Annotated in this window: 15 protein-coding genes and 2 pseudogenes; 7 read left to right on the plus strand and 10 right to left on the minus strand. The window is 57.7% G+C overall.

The window, feature by feature from the left end; all coding sequences use genetic code 11:
* Positions 1 to 93 precede the first annotated feature (93 nt).
* Entirely contained in the window at positions 94 to 309 is a 216-nt protein-coding gene (locus tag EO087_RS02095) for a hypothetical protein (RefSeq protein ID WP_128897431.1), read from the plus strand.
* Positions 310 to 437: 128 nt separating this feature from the next.
* Here the strand turns inward: EO087_RS02095 and EO087_RS16565 are convergent.
* A pseudogene (locus EO087_RS16565) lies at positions 438 to 657 on the minus strand (IS4 family transposase); the annotation flags it as partial.
* Positions 658 to 929: 272 nt separating this feature from the next.
* Between EO087_RS16565 and EO087_RS02100 the strand changes: the two are divergent.
* Both EO087_RS02100 and EO087_RS02105 read left to right on the plus strand, forming a co-directional pair.
* Entirely contained in the window at positions 930 to 3,284 is a 2,355-nt protein-coding gene (locus tag EO087_RS02100; protein ID WP_164931737.1) for a patatin-like phospholipase family protein, read from the plus strand.
* A 164-nt stretch (positions 3,285 to 3,448) separates the two neighbouring features.
* Positions 3,449 to 3,613, plus strand: a pseudogene (locus tag EO087_RS02105) (SMR family transporter); the annotation flags it as partial.
* Between the two features lie 32 nt (positions 3,614 to 3,645).
* On the opposite strand, the gene phoU reads toward EO087_RS02105, so the two are convergent.
* The 6 genes from phoU to rnt all read right to left on the minus strand — a co-directional run bounded on the left by phoU (position 3,646) and on the right by rnt (position 9,473).
* On the minus strand, positions 3,646 to 4,377 hold the full coding sequence (gene phoU, locus EO087_RS02110) for a phosphate signaling complex protein PhoU (protein ID WP_128899771.1): 732 nt from the start codon (positions 4,375 to 4,377) through the stop codon (positions 3,646 to 3,648).
* Positions 4,378 to 4,541: 164 nt separating this feature from the next.
* A complete protein-coding gene (gene pstB / locus EO087_RS02115; protein ID WP_128897434.1) occupies positions 4,542 to 5,345 on the minus strand; it encodes a phosphate ABC transporter ATP-binding protein PstB in 804 nt (267 codons plus the stop codon).
* The gene (pstA, locus tag EO087_RS02120) at positions 5,338 to 6,204 is read right to left on the minus strand and encodes a phosphate ABC transporter permease PstA (protein WP_128897435.1); all 867 of its coding nucleotides are present in this window, start codon (positions 6,202 to 6,204) and stop codon (positions 5,338 to 5,340) included. Before pstA ends, pstB begins: the two co-directional genes overlap by 8 nt.
* Complete coding sequence (locus EO087_RS16570; RefSeq protein ID WP_128897436.1) at positions 6,204 to 7,358, minus strand: ABC transporter permease subunit; 1,155 nt, start codon at positions 7,356 to 7,358, stop codon at positions 6,204 to 6,206. Before EO087_RS16570 ends, pstA begins: the two co-directional genes overlap by 1 nt.
* Positions 7,359 to 7,590: 232 nt before the next feature.
* Positions 7,591 to 8,625: a phosphate ABC transporter substrate-binding protein PstS gene (gene pstS, locus EO087_RS02130; RefSeq protein WP_128897437.1), complete on the minus strand. Its 1,035-nt coding sequence runs from the start codon at positions 8,623 to 8,625 to the stop codon at positions 7,591 to 7,593.
* Positions 8,626 to 8,810: 185 nt separating this feature from the next.
* Positions 8,811 to 9,473 carry a ribonuclease T gene (gene rnt, locus EO087_RS02135; protein WP_128897438.1) on the minus strand — a complete coding sequence of 221 codons (663 nt, stop codon included), beginning with the start codon at positions 9,471 to 9,473 and terminating at the stop codon, positions 8,811 to 8,813.
* 300 nt (positions 9,474 to 9,773) lie between these two features.
* Between rnt and EO087_RS02140 the strand changes: the two genes are divergently transcribed.
* The 4 genes from EO087_RS02140 to EO087_RS02155 all read left to right on the plus strand — a co-directional run bounded on the left by EO087_RS02140 (position 9,774) and on the right by EO087_RS02155 (position 14,403).
* Positions 9,774 to 11,456, plus strand: coding sequence for a hypothetical protein (locus EO087_RS02140; protein WP_128897439.1), 1,683 nt, complete (start codon positions 9,774 to 9,776; stop codon positions 11,454 to 11,456).
* Between the two features lie 234 nt (positions 11,457 to 11,690).
* On the plus strand, positions 11,691 to 12,047 hold the full coding sequence (locus EO087_RS02145) for a hypothetical protein (protein WP_128897440.1): 357 nt from the start codon (positions 11,691 to 11,693) through the stop codon (positions 12,045 to 12,047).
* A 155-nt stretch (positions 12,048 to 12,202) separates the two neighbouring features.
* Positions 12,203 to 12,877, plus strand: coding sequence for a carbonic anhydrase (locus EO087_RS02150; protein ID WP_128897441.1), 675 nt, complete (start codon positions 12,203 to 12,205; stop codon positions 12,875 to 12,877).
* A gap of 11 nt (positions 12,878 to 12,888) precedes the next feature.
* Positions 12,889 to 14,403: a SulP family inorganic anion transporter gene (locus EO087_RS02155; RefSeq protein ID WP_128897442.1), complete on the plus strand. Its 1,515-nt coding sequence runs from the start codon at positions 12,889 to 12,891 to the stop codon at positions 14,401 to 14,403.
* Between the two features lie 90 nt (positions 14,404 to 14,493).
* Here the strand turns inward: EO087_RS02155 and nth are convergent, their stop codons facing one another.
* The 3 genes from nth to metG form a co-directional block, all read right to left on the minus strand.
* Entirely contained in the window at positions 14,494 to 15,132 is a 639-nt protein-coding gene (nth, locus tag EO087_RS02160) for an endonuclease III (protein WP_128897443.1), read from the minus strand.
* A complete protein-coding gene (locus tag EO087_RS02165) occupies positions 15,129 to 15,737 on the minus strand; it encodes an RnfABCDGE type electron transport complex subunit B (RefSeq protein WP_128897444.1) in 609 nt (202 codons plus the stop codon). The genes nth and EO087_RS02165 overlap by 4 nt, the downstream gene beginning before the upstream one ends.
* 71 nt (positions 15,738 to 15,808) lie before the next feature.
* Positions 15,809 to 17,905, minus strand: a complete 2,097-nt coding sequence (gene metG, locus EO087_RS02170) for a methionine--tRNA ligase (protein ID WP_128897445.1) — start codon at positions 17,903 to 17,905, stop codon at positions 15,809 to 15,811.
* Between the last annotated feature and the right edge of the window lie 70 nt (positions 17,906 to 17,975).

Here is a 17,975-nt window from a genome sequence, read left to right on the forward strand (position 1 = left end):
AACACATTACAGGGGCCCGAAGGGCAAAATCGCTTGTAGTGGCGACCCTGCCTCTTCCCTTGTCCGTCGCCGTACCTACCATCGATAACCGCCATGTACCTCAAATGCAGCCGGCGGTTCAAAGACGGTAAAGAACATCGCTACTGGAGCGTGGTGGATAGTCGTCGCTGTACAGGCGGGCGGGTGGTGCAACGCCAGGTGCTGTACCTGGGCGAGATCAATGACACGCAGCGCGAAGCCTGGCTTCGTTCCATCGAAGTCTTTGATGATGTGCGTATTTCGGCCCATCGTGACCGACCATTTCGGTAACGATCGCCGAAATCCGCAATGAGGCGTAAGCGCTCGCTACACGGTGTCTTTGATGCCCCTCTGCGCATGATGTAGATCGGAGCGCATCGGTTTATCGGCAAATAGCGTCTTCCACACGCGTGGAGTCAGAGGTGCTGATTACTTAGCAAGCGGTCCAACGCCTTCAAGGGTGCCCGTACTCGCTCGGCTCCCGGCCATGCGCAGGCCATGTCCATCAATATCAATCGTCGACCTGTCAGCAGGGCGTCAACGGCTTGCATTAGCGATCTTCTCCTCAGTGTATGAATGGCCTTCAGTGAGCGACAAACACTTCCGCAATACTTTTGTCTGCGCATATGGGTCGAGCACTCTTCTTTCGGCTTCGTCACCGTGAAGAATGCGCCATGCGCGCACTGTTAGTCCATTCGACCATGATCCAAGTTGTTGATTTTACTAACTTAAACGTGGAGTAGCCTCAGGGGCAGTGCCGTAATTTCCAGGGCAGTCCAAATCGCTTGACGAGGTGTTCGTCAAAGACGGGCAAGATCAGGGCAGGAACATATCAGTCATTTACCTGATGGATAAGCGCCGAAGCGCGCAACATAATCCATCATCAAATCTATACTTAAATGAAAGTACTCATGGATATCTCACCCTCCATCAATCGTTTTCCATCCAGATCCTCTGTCGAATCGAGCAAAGAGCTCGGCGACCATAACGCATATGTAAACAAATCAAGTTCAGATCGGGGTGAGTCACTAGTAGAAAATGCAGGCAGACGACATATCACCATTATTAGAACACAGGACGGCAAAGCCACGCTGAGTATTGACCGTCCTCCGATCGAAGATCTGACTTTTTCGGGTGGTGGCAACAAGGGTATTGCTTACGGCGGAACTGTCCGGGCACTGGAAGAGACTGGTGTACTTAGTGAAGTAAAAAAGGTGCATGGCGCATCGGCTGGTGCAATGACTGCTGCGATGATCGCCTGCGGTGTTTCGCAAGATGAGTTCAATCAGCTGCTAGATGAGCTGGATTTTAAGAAACTGTTTGGTGGTGTTGTCGAGCACGGGTTCAGCGCACTCTTTGTTGGCGACAGCTTTAAAGCGCCTGGGACAAAATTTGAAGAGACGATGCGTCGTGTACTAAAGGATAGCGTATACAAGAGGGTCGATTCCTTTATAAGGTCAGATGCGTTTAACGACCTTTCCCAAGAAAGTCAGCTTGCTGTAGTCAAAATCTATACTGATCTCAAGCTCCAAGAACTTAAGGGCGTGACGTTTGGCACCCTCAAGCAGTTGTCAGAATTCATTCCCGAAATCAAAGAGCTTGCCGTGACTGCCACGGTATTGCGCGGATCCAGTAATAGTGAGCTGCTAGTACTCAGCGCAGATACCGAGCCAAATATGGATGTTGCCTTGGCTGCGCACGTCTCTGGCGCATTTCCGGGTGTTTTCAAGCCCGTGACTCTTACGTTGGCGAATGGCGAGAAAGTTAAGTGCCAAGACGGCGGCGTTCTCAACAACACGCCAGCTCCTCACACAATCAATCCTGTTGTAGAGGGGCCTATTCCTCAAAAAACGGATCTCATCTTCATGTTTGGTGAAGATGCTCGCGAACAAGTTCAGCGCTATCCAAAAGGGGGGGGCGGGTCGAGTTTCGAGGATGTGTTGACGGTTCGTCAACATAGCAGAAATGACGGTTACGTGAATGTGAGGTTATCGGAGAGATCGTCGAACATTGTGCCGGTCGCGCTGACTACCGAGCATGGCAACTACAACGGCATGCTGGGTGGAACACTGAATTTCAGTATTCCAAAATCAGAGCAGCAGGCTCTTAAAGATCAGTCATATCGCGATATGAAGAGCTACGCCGAGAATCGTCCTCACCAGGTCGAGGTGGAGTTTGACTCAGTTCCCCAGGCACTCCATGCACTTGACGACGAGCAACTCTTAGACGTTTCGAATTGCGCAGGGGGCTTCGAGGCCAGGAAGCATACTCAGCAAATCTTGCATTTCCGTTCCGTGGTCAACGAGCATCTAGAAGACCTTTCAAAAATGATCGAATACGCGGATCATAAAGGCATTCCGCTTAAATCATTACAGCTTCTTGGGACGCTATATTTCCAGAATGACCCGTTACGGGAATGGACATCACAATATCATGACGATGGCATTGATGAAACGAACATTGCTGAAAGTTCACTATTTTTTCAATTTGAAAAGTTGGCGGCGAGCATGGAGCATCTGTGTTCGCATGAGCAAGATCCCGGTGAAAGACAAGGTAAAATAGATTACATTGCACGCTGTTTGAATGATCCTAATAATCAACCGGCCAGCCGATTAATGGAAGCTCTCATGATAGAGGGCAAAGCGCGTGGTTTGGACAAATTACGCGATTTCCCTGTGATGCACGCGGCGCTTGAGGAAGCTGAAAAGCGGCAAGTGAAGGTCAAGGCGGAACGTCTTCGACTTGACGTAGTCAGCAACGCGCGAACGAATCATTTTGTCCCCGTAAAAGCAAATAGGGATCTTCTTAACGTGGTTGACCGTATGCTGGCCGGGGCAACAAAACACACGCATATCGAGGAAGCTATGAACTTGCTTTCTAACGGCTATGAACGGCATGCGGCTGGTCTTTTTCACAGATCAGATACTGTGCAAAAAGCACGTGAGGCATCGAAAAGCGCCGTGACGCAGGATGTTCGTGATGAGCGGCGTTACATGACGGGAGTAGCGAACGAGTTCTTAGATATCGTCGTCGGAAAGGCTAGGGAATTAAGCCTTAAAGACAATGATTCGTCGCGGCGCGTGCATAATAGAAATATTTTGAAGCATGTCGAGATGGTTATAAGAGAGGCACACACTAAGAGGCTTCTTACTAGGAGTGCACTTACGGCGGCACTCAGTATATTGTCGGAGGGCTATATGCCGGTATCTAAAGAAGATAACATCCAGCAAAAAATATGGGAGTATATCGGGTTACTAAACACGTAGAAGTAAGCCGGAATCCCAGGAAATTGGAGTTCCCGGGATTTAGGGATGCTCTGAACAATTTAGTTTTGGGTGTCACGTCAGGCAGTGCTGTATTCGTGATCAGCAGACGGATGCGTGCTGCCTGTGCCCGTTCAACGGCAAAAGCGTATTGATGCCGCGATCAGTTGCCGATTGGCACTGCTTACGCGATATGGACCGGCATTGGCGCCGTGGGCGCCGTTATTCTGGGCATCGTTCTGTTTCACGATCCCGCCACGCCTGCACGATTGCTGTGCGTTGGGTTGGTGTTGCTGGGTATTGTCGGTTTGAAGCTGACGGTTGACGCGTAACGGCCGACTTGCCGCTACGCGCCGACACGTGATCAATCGGGACGATCGCCAAGCTTTACCGGCTCCGGACTGGAAGTGAGGTCGCGCTTGTTGCGTTGTGCGGTCAGTGGTTCGCCCTTCACCTGGAACCACACGTTCTCAGCGATGTTGGTTGCGTGATCGCCGATACGCTCGATGTTCTTGGCCATGAACAGCAGATGGGTGCACGGCGTGATCACGCGCGGATCTTCCATCATGTAGGTGAGCAGTTCGCGGAAGTAGGCGGTATAGGCTTCGTCCAGTTCCACGTCGTTCTGCCACACCTTGTAGGCACGCTCGGCGTCGCGGTCGCGATAGGCGTGCAGCACTTCGCGCACTTCCTCGGCGGCCAGTTCGGCTAGGTGGGTCAGGCCGCTGGTGGGGGTGAGTGGCGCGGCCATCGACAAGGGGATGGAGCGCTTGGCGACATTGGCGGCGTAATCGCCGATGCGTTCAATATCGGCGGCAATGCGCAATGCCGCGAAGACGTTGCGCAGATCGCCGGCAATCGGGGCGCGCAGGGCGAGCAATCGCACTACATCGTGGCTGATTTCCTGTTCCAGATGGTCGATCGCGTCATCGTTGTTGACGACGTGCTGCGCGGCGCGTTCGTCGCGGCGGTCCACGACATCGATGGCGGCCTCGAGCTGACTCACCGCCAGCTCGCCCATGCGAACCAGTTCGCCAGTAAGGCGGATCAGTTCGTCATCGTAGCTTTTGATGATGTGTTCCTTGCTGCCGGTCATGGGTATTGCCTCGTTGGAGTTGGAGTGGAGGAGGGGACTCATGATTTGCGCATGCGGATGTCACATTGGCGCTGCTTCTCGCGAGCTTGGCCCCTCACTCTACTCTCTCCCCTATTTTTGATTAGGGATGGGGGAGAGGGGAGTAAGGTGGGCGCTTCGCGCCGTTAACCGAAGCGACCGGTGATGTAATCTTCGGTCTGCTTCTTGCCAGGCTTGGTGAAGATCTTTTCGGTGTTGTCGAACTCGATCAGCTCGCCAAGGTACATGAAGGCGGTACGGTCGGAACAGCGCGCGGCCTGCTGCATGTTGTGGGTGACGATCACGATGGTGTATTCGTGCTTGAGTTCTTCCACCAACTGTTCGATGCGGCCGGTGGCGATCGGGTCAAGCGCCGAAGTCGGCTCGTCCAATAGCAGCACTTCCGGGCGCAGCGCAATGCCTCGCGCGATGCACAGGCGCTGTTGCTGGCCGCCGGAGAGGCCCAGCGCACTCTGCTTGAGCTTGTCTTTCACTTCATCCCACAGCGCAGCGCTGCGCAGTGCCTGCTCGACACGGATTTCCATGTCGGTGTGCGAGAGCCTCTCATGGTGACGAATGCCGTAGGCCACGTTTTCGAAAATGGTCATCGGGAACGGCACCGGTTTCTGAAACACCATGCCGACCTTGGTGCGCAGGCGGTTCATCGAGTAGCCGGGATCAAGGATGTTTTCGCCATCGAGTTTGATCGATCCCTTGGCTTCCAGCTTGGGATAGATCGCGTAGATGCGGTTGAAAATGCGCAGCAGGGTGGACTTGCCGCAACCGGATGGCCCGATGATCGCAGTCACCTGCTTCTCTGGGATATCCATGTTGATGCCTTTCAGCGCATGGTAGCCGTGGTAGTAAAAGTGCACATCGCGCACCTTGATCTTGGCAGGCACCGCGGCACCGGTCAGGGGCGCCGCGGTGGCGGCGGCGAGGTCATTCATAACTCACCTTCTTGCGCGAAAACAGGATGCGGGTCAGCAGGCTCAGCGTTAGCACGAATAGAGTGATCAACAGCGCGCCAGCCCACGCAATCGCGTGCAAGGCCGGGTCCGGATCGTTGGTGTATTGATAGATGGTTTGTGGCAGGCTGGCCATCTTGTCCAGCGGATGCGCCGTCATGTACATATTGCCGAAGGCCGTGAACAGCAACGGTGCGGTTTCGCCGGCAAGACGGGCCAGCGCTAGCAGTACGCCGGTGAGGATGCCGGAGAGCGCCGAGCGTATCAGCACCTGCATGGTCAGTTTCCATTGTGGAATGCCCAGCGATAGCGCCGCTTCGCGCAAGGTGCCGGGCACCAGCCGCAGCATTTCGTCGGTGGTGCGCACGATCACCGGCAGGCCGATCAGGGCTAGCGCGACGCTGCCGGCGAAACCGGAGAAGGTGATGGCGCCTTGGGTGATGTCATTGCTGGGCAGCACCACGATCACGTACACGAACAGACCCAGCACGATCGAAGGAGCGGACAGCAAGATGTCGTTGAGGAAGCGGATCGCTGAACCCAGGCGCGTAGAGCTGGCGTATTCGGCCAGGTAGGTGCCGGCCAGGATGCCGATCGGCGCGCAGATCAAAATCGCCATCAGATCCATGATCAGGCTGCCGACGATGGCGTTGGACATACCGCCATCGGCGCCGTAAGCGGTGATCTTGGTAAACAGGCTGAACTTCAGCGCGCTAAAACCATTCTGCGCGGTGATCCAGAGGATCCAGGCCAGGAACATTAGGCCGAGCAGGGTGGCGCAACCGCTGAGCGCCAGCGCGATGATGTTGGTAATGCGGCGGCGAGCGTAGACGAGGGACATTAGCGCCCCTCCCTGCGAGCCAGTTGGCGCAGCATCAGGCGCGCGATCATCAACACGATGAAGGTCACCACAAACAGCAGGAAGCCTAGTGCTATCAGCGCGGAGCGATGCAGGCCAACCGCTTCGTTGAATTCGTTGGCGATGCTGGACGAGATCGACGTGCCTGGCATAAGCAGCGACGCGGTGATGTTGTACGAGTTGCCCAGCACGAAGGTCACCGCCATGGTTTCACCCAGCGCCCGGCCGAGTCCCAGGAAGATGCCGCCGATCACCGCCGAGCGGGTATAGGGCAGCACGATATCCCACACCACCTCCCAGGTAGTGGAACCCAGTGCGTATGACGATTCCTTGAGACGCGCGGGAACCGTTCGGAACACCTCGCGCATCACTGATGAGATGAAAGGTAGAATCATCACCGCCAGCACGATGCCGGCGGTGAGCAGGCCCAGGCCCAGCGGCGGTCCGCTCAGCAAATTCGGCAGCACGCTCAACATCAGCACATAAGACAATGATGTGCTCGCGACCAGCGCCAGGATCACCGCCACCGCGTTCAAGGCCATACCGTGAATCCAGCGGTGCAGCAGGCCATAGCACATCGGCAGGATCGGCATGAACAAAATAACGGTGCCGATGGCGATGCGCCAGAACTGTTCGCCACCGCTCAAGGATGTATTGCCAAAGTACTCGCCCAGCCAGGGTTCGACGTAGGTCGCCATGAAGGGCACAAAGATGAACAAGCCCCACATGCCGTAAATGATGGAGGGAATCGCCGCCAGCAATTCGATGGCGGTGGCTACCGGGCCGCGCATCCAGTTGGGTGCGATCTCGGTCAGGAACAGGGCAATGCCGAAGCTGATCGGTACCGCGATGAGCAGCGCGATCAGCGAAGTCGCCAGCGTACCGATGATGGGTGCCAGTGCGCCATAGCGATCGTTGACGGGATCCCATTCGGAACTGAACAGGAAATGCCAACCATCCTTGAGCAGGATGTCCTTGCCACCCCAGAGCGTGGAGAGTGCCGCTCCCAGCAGCGCGGCCAGCACGATCAACGCGCAGCAGCGGAGCAACAGTCGGAAAATGAAGTCGTGACGGGCATCGGCGCGCGAACGATGTTCGGTATCACGGGCGAGCGGTTCGGCGCTTGTCGCTTGCATGCTGAGGCGTTTCCGCAGTTGTCTTTAACAATTAGAACGACGCGCGCAACCGGCCGTTGCGCGCGTCGCAGGTTTGTCGCTTTTCTTCCTCTCCCCTTTGGGGAGAGGATCGAGGTGAGGGGACAATCTTGGAGCGGAGTTACATGGGTACACATGTATCGATTCAACCTGTTCGCAAGGCCACCCTCACCCCGGCCCTCTCCCCAAAGGAAGAGGGCGAAATAAGGCGAGATTACATCTTGTATTCGCTGGACCAGTATTGTTCGATCTGTTGCACTAGCGAGTCGGGCAACGGTACGTAGTAGAGCTTGTGGGCCGCGTCCTGGCCGTGCTCATACGCGTATTTGAAGAAGTCAAAGGCAACCTTGGTGTTCGCGGCATGCTTAGGTGTCTTGTACATGATCACCCACGACGTGGCGGTGATCGGCCAGGCCGCGGCACCCGGGGCGTTGGTCATCAGCAGGTTGAAGTCCTTGACGCTTTTCCAGTCGGCGGTGTTGGCGGCAGCCTGGAAGCTGACGATGGTCGGTTCCACCACGTTGCCGGCGGCGTTCTTCATCTTCGCGTAGCCAAGTTTGTTAGTGGCGGCGAAGGCGTATTCGACGTAGCCGATCGAGTTTCGAATCTGCTTGATGTAAGCGGACACGCCTTCGTTACCCTTGCCGCCGATGCCGGTCGGCCAGCTCACGGCGGTGCCTTCACCGACCTTCGACTTCCACTCCGGGCTGACCTTGGAAAGGTAATCGGTGAAGTTGAAGCTGGTGCCCGAGCCATCCGAACGGTGTACCACGGTGATGCGCGAGCTGGGCAGGTGCAGGCTGGGGTTGAGCTTGGCAATCGCCGGATCGTTCCAGGTGGTGATCTTGCCGAGATAGATGTCGGCGAGGGTCGTGCCGTCCAGCACCAGCGCGCCCGGGGCGACGTCGGCGACGTTGAAGGCAGGCACGATACCGCCGATCACGTCGGGGAATTGGCCCAGGCCGAACTTGGCCAGGTCAGCCGGCTCAAGCGGCTTGTCTGACGCACCGAAATCGACGGTGCCTGCCTTGATCTGCGCAATGCCGCCGCCCGAACCGATCGACTGGTAGTTGATGTGGTTGCCGGTCTTCTCGGCGTAAGCCGCCGACCATTTGGAGATGACCGGATAAACGAAGCTGGAGCCAGCACCGGTGATGTCGGTGGCCTGGGCCATCATACCGAACCCGGAGGCGGCAACCGCGAAAGCGAGCACGCTGAGGCGGGACGGGAGTTTGAATAAGGTCAACACAAAGGCTCCTTTGGGAGAGAAGTGGCGAATAATGCCTACGGGATGCCTTGAGCCATGGCGGCCGATGCGCTACGGCATGCCATATGCAAAGACATCCTTCAGTCCCGTGTATTGCAGGGTCTAGGTGTTGCAATGAGATGTGACGAATATTGCAGGTTGATGACAATCGCAAATTCTTGTGATTTTTATTCGGGAAGCGCGGCACCTACGCGCTCCAGCTCAAGCACTTCCAGTGTGCGCAAGCGATTGACGATGCGGCAGAAAAGCAGCGCCGTGCGCTCGGCGTCATACACCGCCGAGTGGGCTTCGCGCGAGTCGAAGGTGTAACCGGCGGCCAGCACGGCTTTGCTGAGTACGGTTTGCCCATAGGCTAGCCCGCTCAGAGTGGCGGTATCGAAACAACTGAAAGGGTGGAACGGATTGCGCTTGTGCCCCACGCGGCGTACGGCCGCATTGAGAAAGCCCAGATCGAAAGCCGCATTGTGCCCCACCAGAATGGCGCGTTGGCATTCATGGTGTCGTACAGCCATGCGCACGGCCTGGAAGATATGGTCCAGAGCTAGCCGTTCGTCAAGCGCGCCGCGCAGCGGGTTCTCCGGATCGATGCCGGTGATTTCCAGCGCCTGCGGATCGATGTTGGCACCAGGGAAAGGTTCCACGTGAGTGGAAACGGCGGGGTGGGGATAAAGATTGCCTTCCTGGTCCATGCCGACGGTAACGGCGGCAATCTCCAGCAGAGCATCGCGCTTGGTGTCGAATCCGCCGGTCTCCACATCCACGATCACCGGCAGGAAGCCGCGGAAACGATCGGCCATTCGGGCCGCAAGACTGTTGTTGAGTTGCTCCATCCGTAAAGCATAACAAGAGTGGGGAAGGTGGGGGGCGAGGGCGCAAGCCTGCCGTACTCGGCAAATTTCAAGCTTGCGTCCTCGCCCCCCGATCAACGAAGCACCATGAATGCGGCTACTTGGCGATCTCGATAAATCAGAGCTTCCGTAAATGACAGACCGTATGATTTGTCTTTGTTCTGTCACATAACATCCATCTAACGGTAAAGCTCCCGCTCGATGATGCGCGACAACCGCCGGCGGACTCTCAGGGGAAATCTAGAGACGCCGGCGATTCATCAATAAAGCGGAGATAACAACATGCGTTCCAAGATGCTCACGGTGGCCATCGCTGCCTGTTTGGGCTTGACCAGCGTTACGGCTGAGTCTGCCCAAACGTCCCGGAAAGTGACGGTCAGCGTGGCTGAACTGGCACAGATGAAGGCTGAGATCGCGGCATTGGAGCAGAAAGTACAGAATCTGGAGTCGCAGTCTCAGGCCCAGACGCAAGCTCAACAGCAGACCGCGCAGGCGGTGCAGACCACCCAGGCTCAGATGGCTGCCACGCAGGCACAGGTGCAGCAGGCTGCGCAGCAGGTCAAGACCGGTGACACCCTGGGTGGTCTCGGCGGCGTGAAGTGGACCTTCGGCGGCTTCCTGGCCGCTGAATCGGTGTACCGCTCGCGCGACACGGCTGATGACGTGGCTACCCGATTCACCGCCATTCCGTTCCAGGGCGGTACGAGCTCCGCGCCGATCAACACCACCAGCGGCGCGACCACTTCCTACCCTGTCACCAATGCCAAGAACGACCAGTTCTTATACAGCGCACGCCAAAGTCGCCTGAGCATCAAGGCAGAGGGCGACATCAACGACACGACCCATGTGACGGGCTACTACGAGACGGACTTTCTCGGCGGGGCCCAGACGGCGAACATGAACGAGAGCAACTCGTTCAACATGCGCGTACGTCAGTTGTGGTCCAACATCGATTGGGACACCTACGGCCTGCACCTACTGGCTGGTCAGGCCTGGTCGCTGCTGACTCTCGACAGCGTCGGCATCGCCCCGACCAAGGAAGTGCTGCCACCCACCATCGACGCCCAATACCAGGCGGGTTTCACCTGGGCTCGCCAGACCCAGATCCGCCTTGTGAAGGACTGGGACAAGATGTGGTGGTTGGGTATCTCGGTGGAAAATCCGCAAACCGCCGGTATTGGCGCCGTAGCGGGTCCGGGTACCAAGGGTTATGCAACGTCGACGGCCACCATTGCGGCCGGCAGTCTGTATGACGAGCTCAACACAGTATCGCTCAACAACGTTCCCGACATCATCGTGAAGTTCGTGGCTGATCCGGGTTGGGGCCACTACGAAATCTTCGGCCTGTCGCGCGAATTCACCACTCGCGTCACGCCGACGACCGCCCATGGCGGTCCCGAAGCGACCACCAACCAGAGCGCGCATGGCGGCGGCTTCGGTATCGGCATGGTGCTGCCGCTGGTGCCGAAGGTGCTTGATCTGCAGATCTCGGGCATGAGCGGTAAGGGCATTGGCCGTTACGGTACGACCGGCTTGAACGATATTACGTATAACCCGAGCGGCGCCCCGCATCCGTTGAAGGAAAACATGGCGCTCGGCACGCTGACCTGGCATGCCACGAGTGACCTCGATGTGTATGTCACGGGTGGCCGCGAACAGCAGGACAGCTACCTGACCACTGGGGCGAATGGCCTGGCCTTTGGTTATGGCTCCCCGCTGCTCGGCTACAACAACAGCGACTGCTTGATCTACGGCGCGCCCAGTGATTGCACGGGCCAGACCCGCCAGGTTTCCGAGCAAAGCATGGGCTTCTGGTGGAAGTTCTATCAGGGCAAGTTCGGCCGCGTGCAGTTCGGTACGCAGTTCTCGCATGCTTCGCGTCAACTGTTCACCGACAGCAAGGGCCATGCGCCGACCGCCTCGGACAATATGTTCTTCACCAGCTTCCGTTACTACCCGTTCTGATCCATGGGAAACACCACACTAGCTGCAGCAGTTATCGCAACGGAGTTCGACCCAAGGATGGAAAAACGGCGGGCTTTAGCCCGCCGTTTTACTTTTGTATGATCGCCTTTGAAAAGACATCAAACGTGAATGTTTGCCATGCTGCGCATTCATCTTCGGATGTACTTTAGCTTGCAGCGCACCATCGCGATCCGATAGCCTTGCATCATGCTGTCATGCCACCGCATTCGTTCATTGCTTTTCGTACTTTGCGCATTCATTGCACTCTTGCTGATGAATGTCGGTGCGGTTGCCAGCACGCACGTCCATACCCATGCCTCGGCGTACGACGTGACGCCGCACGCCTTGCTCGCCGACATCCCCGATACGCACGCTGTAAGCAGCGATGGTACATGGCACAAAGTGACCGATGATCTGTCGGGTTGCGGCATGGTTCTTGTTGACGATAACGATGTCGACGACGAGCCGGTGTTGCTGCTTCCGGTCCGTATTTCGTTGAATTATTTCCTCTTCGCGGTGCCTTTGAGCGCCAGCATTGCGCCTTATTCCGCGCCGGTCGCTTTCTTACTGCGGCCCCCCAAGCTCACGTGATACCTGCGGCAACTTGCTTGCCGCCGATTTTTCCATTCAGCCAATAAGCGCATCGCAACATGTCGAGGCGCGTGCCTTTGCGCGTTGCGCATATCGCGTTATTCATTCGAACGGTGGTGATAACCACCGCAATCTATTGCACTGTGAGGTTTTTAATGAAGCGTTTGATTCATGGTTTTGAGCATTTTCGCCACGAAGTGTTTCCGCAACAGCGTGAGCTGTTCAAAAAGCTCGCTTCGGGCCAGAGTCCCGGCGCGATGTTCATCACTTGCGCAGATTCGCGCGTGATGCCGGAGTTGATGTTCAACGCGCAGCCAGGCGAACTATTCGTCTATCGCAACATCGGCAATATCGTTCCACCCTACGCGCAGCACGTAAGCGGCGTGGTGGCGGCGATCGAATATGCCGTGCGAGTGCTCAAGGTCGAGCACATCGTTATTTGCGGCCATTCCGACTGTGGCGCGATGAAAGCGCTGGGTAAACCGGAGCTGGTGCGTGAGATGCCCTCGGTCGCGGCATGGCTCAAGCATGCCGATGTAGCCCGCTATGTGGTGGAACAGAACACCTCGGGACTTTCGGACGATGAATGCCTGCACTACCTGACGCGAGAGAACGTCGTCGGACAGCTTGAGCATTTGCGTACATTGCCCGTAGTGGCGGCGGCGATGGCCAGCGGCAACCTGAGCATTCACGGCTGGGTTTACGACATTGCCCATGCGGAACTTGAAGCGTTCGACGCGCAGGAAGGGCGTTTTGTCACCCTCAAGCCGGGTATGGAAGACTTGCCCGAGGCTACACCACACATGCGGTTTTCCGCATCGGCGGCATAAGGAGTCATGCCGTGATACGAGGATATGTTTCGCAAGGGCTGTTCGGCCGGGATCTGCTCGGTTCGATCGTGGTGTTTCTGGTGGCGCTGCCTTTGTGCATGGGCATTGCCATCGCGTCGGGCATGCCGCCTGCGGCAGGCCTGATCACTGGCATCGTGGGTGGCTTGGTAGTGGGGGCGATCGCCGGATCGCCCCTCCAGGTCAGCGGCCCTGCCGCGGGTCTGGCGGTGCTGGTGTTCGAGTTAGTACGTGAACACGGGGTGGTCGCGTTGGGTCCGGTGGTGCTGCTTGCTGGCCTCATCCAGATGGTTGCCGGTCTGGGCAAGCTTGGTGTGTGGTTTCGCATGGTGTCACCGGCGGTGGTGGCAGGCATGTTGTCGGGTATCGGCATCCTGATCGTTGCTTCGCAGTTGCATGTGTTGATGGATGCTATTCCCAAGGCGCGTGGATTGGAGAACTTCGCAGCCTTGCCAAGCGCCTTCATGGATGCGATGAGCGGTGAGGGCGGCAGCACGGTTGCCTTGCTGGTGGGTCTGGCGACTATTGCGATCATGCTTGGATGGGAAAAACTGCGTCCTTCATCCTTGCGTTTTGTGCCAGGGGCCTTGCTGGCTGTGGTAGCCGTGACTGCCACCGTGCAAGGGTTGGGTGCGGATGTGAAAAAGGTGGATGTGCCATCGAATCTATTTGCCGCCATCTCGCTGCCAACTTTCGATAGCTTGGTTTCGTTGGCGCAACCATCGTTGTTGGTCGCTGCATTCACCTTTGCACTGATCGCCAGTGCGGAAACGCTGCTCTCGGCCGCTGCCGTCGATCGCATGCATGACGGAGCACGCACAAACTACGATCGCGAGCTGACCGCGCAAGGTGTCGGCAACCTGATTTGCGGTGTGCTAGGTGCGTTGCCGATGACTGGCGTTATCGTGCGCAGTGCTGCGAACGTGCAAGCCGGCTCGGCCACCCGTATGGCCACCATCCTGCATGGTGGCTGGATTCTGGTATTCGCTATGCTGTTGCCGTGGCTGATGCGCATGACGCCCGTGGCCTGCCTGGCCGGTATCCTGGTCTACACCGGTATCAAGATGGTGAATCTCAAGCAGATTAACAGCCTCGCGGTTTATGGTCGTGGTACTGCGTTGATCTATCTGGCCACCACCCTTGCCATCGTAGCCACGGATCTGCTGGCCGGTGTGTTGATCGGGTTTGCCTTGTCCTTGTTGCGCCTGGCCTTGCAATCGTCAAGGCTCAGTGTCGGACTGGATCAGCATCCTGAGCCGGGTACCAAGTTGCTGCAACTGGATGGTTCGGCGACCTTTCTGAAAGTGCCTGCGCTGGCTCGCGCGTTGGAGCGCGTACCGCCGAATACGCGTTTGTTGGTGGAAGTGGAGCGTTTGAACCATGTCGATCAGGCTTGCCTGGAGTTGCTCACCGACTGGGGCCGCAATGCACCCGCGCGTGGTTGCGAATTGGTCGTGGATTGGAATGCGTTGCACCGACGCGTGGAGGGATTGCGCAAAGCAGCATAGCCATGTTGCTTGAGTTGATCGAACCCTCGAACTTCATGCCGCGTGAGTGGTGGGTGCAAGAGCGAACCCCTTCCCCAATGGGAAGGGGTATCACGTCGCGGTCGTTTTGTCCTTGTAGCGGCACAGATCTCGAATCGCGCACTGCGGACAATTCGGCTTGCGCGCCTTGCACACATAACGTCCATGCAGGATCAGCCAGTGATGCGCATCCTGCTTGAACTCCGGCGGGATCACCTTTTCTAGCTTGTCTTCGACCGCGCGCACATCTTTGCCGGGGGCCAGTCCCGTGCGATTGGCGACGCGGAAGATATGCGTATCCACCGCGATGGTGGGATGTCCGAACGCAGTGTTGAGCACCACATTCGCGGTCTTGCGACCCACGCCGGGCAGGGCTTCCAGTGCTTCGCGGGTGCGCGGCACTTTGCCGTCGTATTGCTCGACTAGGAGCTTGCACAGTGCGATGACGTTCTTCGCCTTGGCATTGAACAGGCCGATGGTGCTGATGTAGCGCTTGAGCTTTTCCTCACCCAGATCGAGGAGGGCGTGCGCGGTATTGGCGACCGGATAGAGCTTGCGAGTCGCCTTGTTGACACCGACATCCGTGGCCTGTGCGGAAAGCACCACGGCCACCAGTAATTCGAATGGCGTGGTGTAAGCCAGTTCCGTGGTGGGATGCGGATTGAGTTCGCGCAGTCGCGCAAACAGTTCGATCACATCCGCTTTCTTCACGCCTTGGGCTCCTGTTTTTTTGCTTTCGCTCGCGCCAGGGCATCCAGTACGCTCTGGCGGGCGTTTTTGGCATGTACTTGTGCCTTGCGCGCAGCCAGTTCGGCGTCACGCTTGGCTTGCTGTGCCGCCAACCTTGTCTCGCGTCGTTGGAAGTGTCGGCGTGCCGCGTCCGCATGCTCCGGATCGTTGGCTTGTTCCAGCGACATCGGTTCCAGCACGATGCAGTCAACCGGGCATGCGGGCACGCAACGTTCGCAGCCAGTGCAATCGTCGGCGACCACTGTGTGCATCAGTTTGTTGGCGCCCACGATGGCATCGACCGGGCAGACCTGGATGCATTTGGTGCAGCCGATGCAATCGGCTTCGATGATGCGGGCGAGTGTGCGCGGCCTTTCCTCGCCGTTTTCGGGGTTCAGCGGGATCGGCGCGCGGCCGAGCAGCGCGGCCAGTTTGACGATGCCTTCGCTGCCGCCGGGTGGGCATTGGTTGATCTCTGCCTCGCCGTTAGCGATTGCTTCCGCATAGGGACGGCAGCCGTGGTAGCCGCATTGTTCGCATTGCGTTTGCGGGAGCAGGGCGTCGATGCGGTCGGCGAGGGTGGGCATGGGCAGCCAAGGGGGCGGTGGATGTTGACCTTGTAGAACGCTTTAATTTTACCCCGCCGTCATTGGTGGAGTTAGCGAACAGTTGCCCCAGGCTTCGCCCCCTGATCCGCATCCAGCAGAAACAAATCACTACCGCCATCGCCCGCGGAAAGAATCATCCCCTCAGACAAACCAAAACGCATCTTGCGCGGCTCAAGGTTGGCGATAAACACCACATTGCGGCCGATCAGCTTTTCCGGCGCGCCGTATGCGGCACGAATGCCAGAGAAGATCTGGCGCTTGCCAAGCGGACCGGCATCCAATTCAAAACGCAGCAGTTTGTCCGAGCCATCGACAAATTCACAGGCGAGCACCTTGCCCACGCGCAGGTCGAGCTTGGCGAAATCGTCGATACCGATCACAGCGGCATCTTGCGTGATGGACGTTGCAGTTTCAGTCATCGGCTTGCTGTCTTTCTTCGCAGGTTTCTTGGCGGTTGGTTCAGGCTCGGGCGTGGTACCCAGCGATTCTTTGGAGGCCTCGACCATCGCTTCGATGTGCTTGGGAACGATGCGCGAAAGCAGTGGTTTGAACGCATGGATGGTGTGATTGTGCAGCGTGGCGCAGGCCGAATCGAAATCGGCGATGGGCGCGGCCAGGAATTGCTCGGCTGCCTCCACCGTCGCTGGCAACACCGGTTTGAGCAGGCCGCCGAGCAAACGGAAGGCGGCAAGCGAGAATGAACACACCTGGTGCAGCTCTTCGCGCTGGTCTTCGTGCTTGGCCATCACCCACGGGGCCTTGATGGCGATGTGGCCGTTGACCAGGTCGGCGATCAGCACGAAACGGCGCATGGCTTCGGCGAACTCGCCGCTTTCATACAGTGTCGGTACGCCTTCGTAATGCGAAATCAGCACGCGCCACAGTTCATTTTGTTCTTCGGAAAAGTGCGATGCCAGGCGGCCCTCGAAGAACTTGTGCACGAAACCCGCGGTGCGGCTGGCGATGTTCACCCACTTGCCGATCAGATGCGAATTGACGCGCTCCTCGAACGCTTTCAGGTCCAGGTCCACGTCGACCGGTGTATCGCTCAGCATGGTGGCGAAGTAGTAACGCAGGAACTCCGGATGCAAGCCGGATTCCAGGTAGGTACGCGCCTGGATAAAAGTACCGCGCGATTTGGACATCTTCGCGCCGTTCACGGTGAGATAGCCGTTCACGTGCAGTGCCGTTGGGGTGCGCAGCTTCGCGCCATACAGCATCGCAGGCCAGAACAGGCCGTGGAAGTTGATGATGTCCTTGCCGATGAAGTGATGCATTTCGGCAGCGCTGTCCGACGCAAGGAAGTCGTCGAACTTCAACCCGGCCTTGTTGCACAGATTGAGGAAGCTGGCGAGATAGCCGATGGGCGCATCCAGCCACACGTAGAAGAACTTGCCGGGTGCGTCGGGAATCGGAAAGCCGAAATAGGGTGCATCGCGGGAAATGTCCCAATCCTTCAGGCCGCCATCCAGCCACTCCTTCAGCTTGGCGACCACGCCGGCGTTTGCCACGGGTGCGCCGCCGGTCAGCTTGCCGCCGAACCAGTCGCGCAGCAGCGTTTCGAACTTGCCCAATTCGAAGAAATAATGCTCCGAGTCGCGCAGCACCGGCGTGGCGCCGGAGACTACCGAGTATGGATTGATCAGATCGGTCGGTGCGTAGGTGGCGCCACAGTTTTCGCAGTTGTCACCGTACTGATCCGGCGTGCCGCATTTCGGGCAGGCGCCCTTGATGTAGCGATCTGGCAGGAACATTTGCTTGTCGGGGTCGAACAACTGTTGGATGTTGCGCTTGGCGATAAATCCACCATCGCACAGGCGTGTGTAGATCAGCGACGCCAGTTCGCGGTTCTCGTCCGAGTGCGTGGTGTAGTAGTTGTCGTAGCTGAAGTGGAAGTCGGCAAAGTCGGCTTCATGCCTGGCGCGGATGCCTTCGATAAAGGCTTCCGGCGACAGGTCGGCTTTTTCCGCGGCCAACATGATCGGCGTGCCATGCGCATCGTCCGCCGCCACGAAGTACACCTCGCTGCCCATCATCCGCTGCGCGCGAACCCAGATATCCGTCTGGATGTAGCCCAGCATGTGGCCCAGGTGCAGCGGGCCGTTGGCATAGGGCAGGGCATGGGTGACGAGTAGGCGTCGGCTCATGGATGACGATGACTCCAGATGGGCCTTGCATTATGACACGCGGCGTCGGCTGTGCTCCGGGATGTCGCGG

This window comes from Dyella sp. M7H15-1 (assembly GCF_004114615.1).
Classification (GTDB): Bacteria; Pseudomonadota; Gammaproteobacteria; order Xanthomonadales; family Rhodanobacteraceae; genus Dyella_B.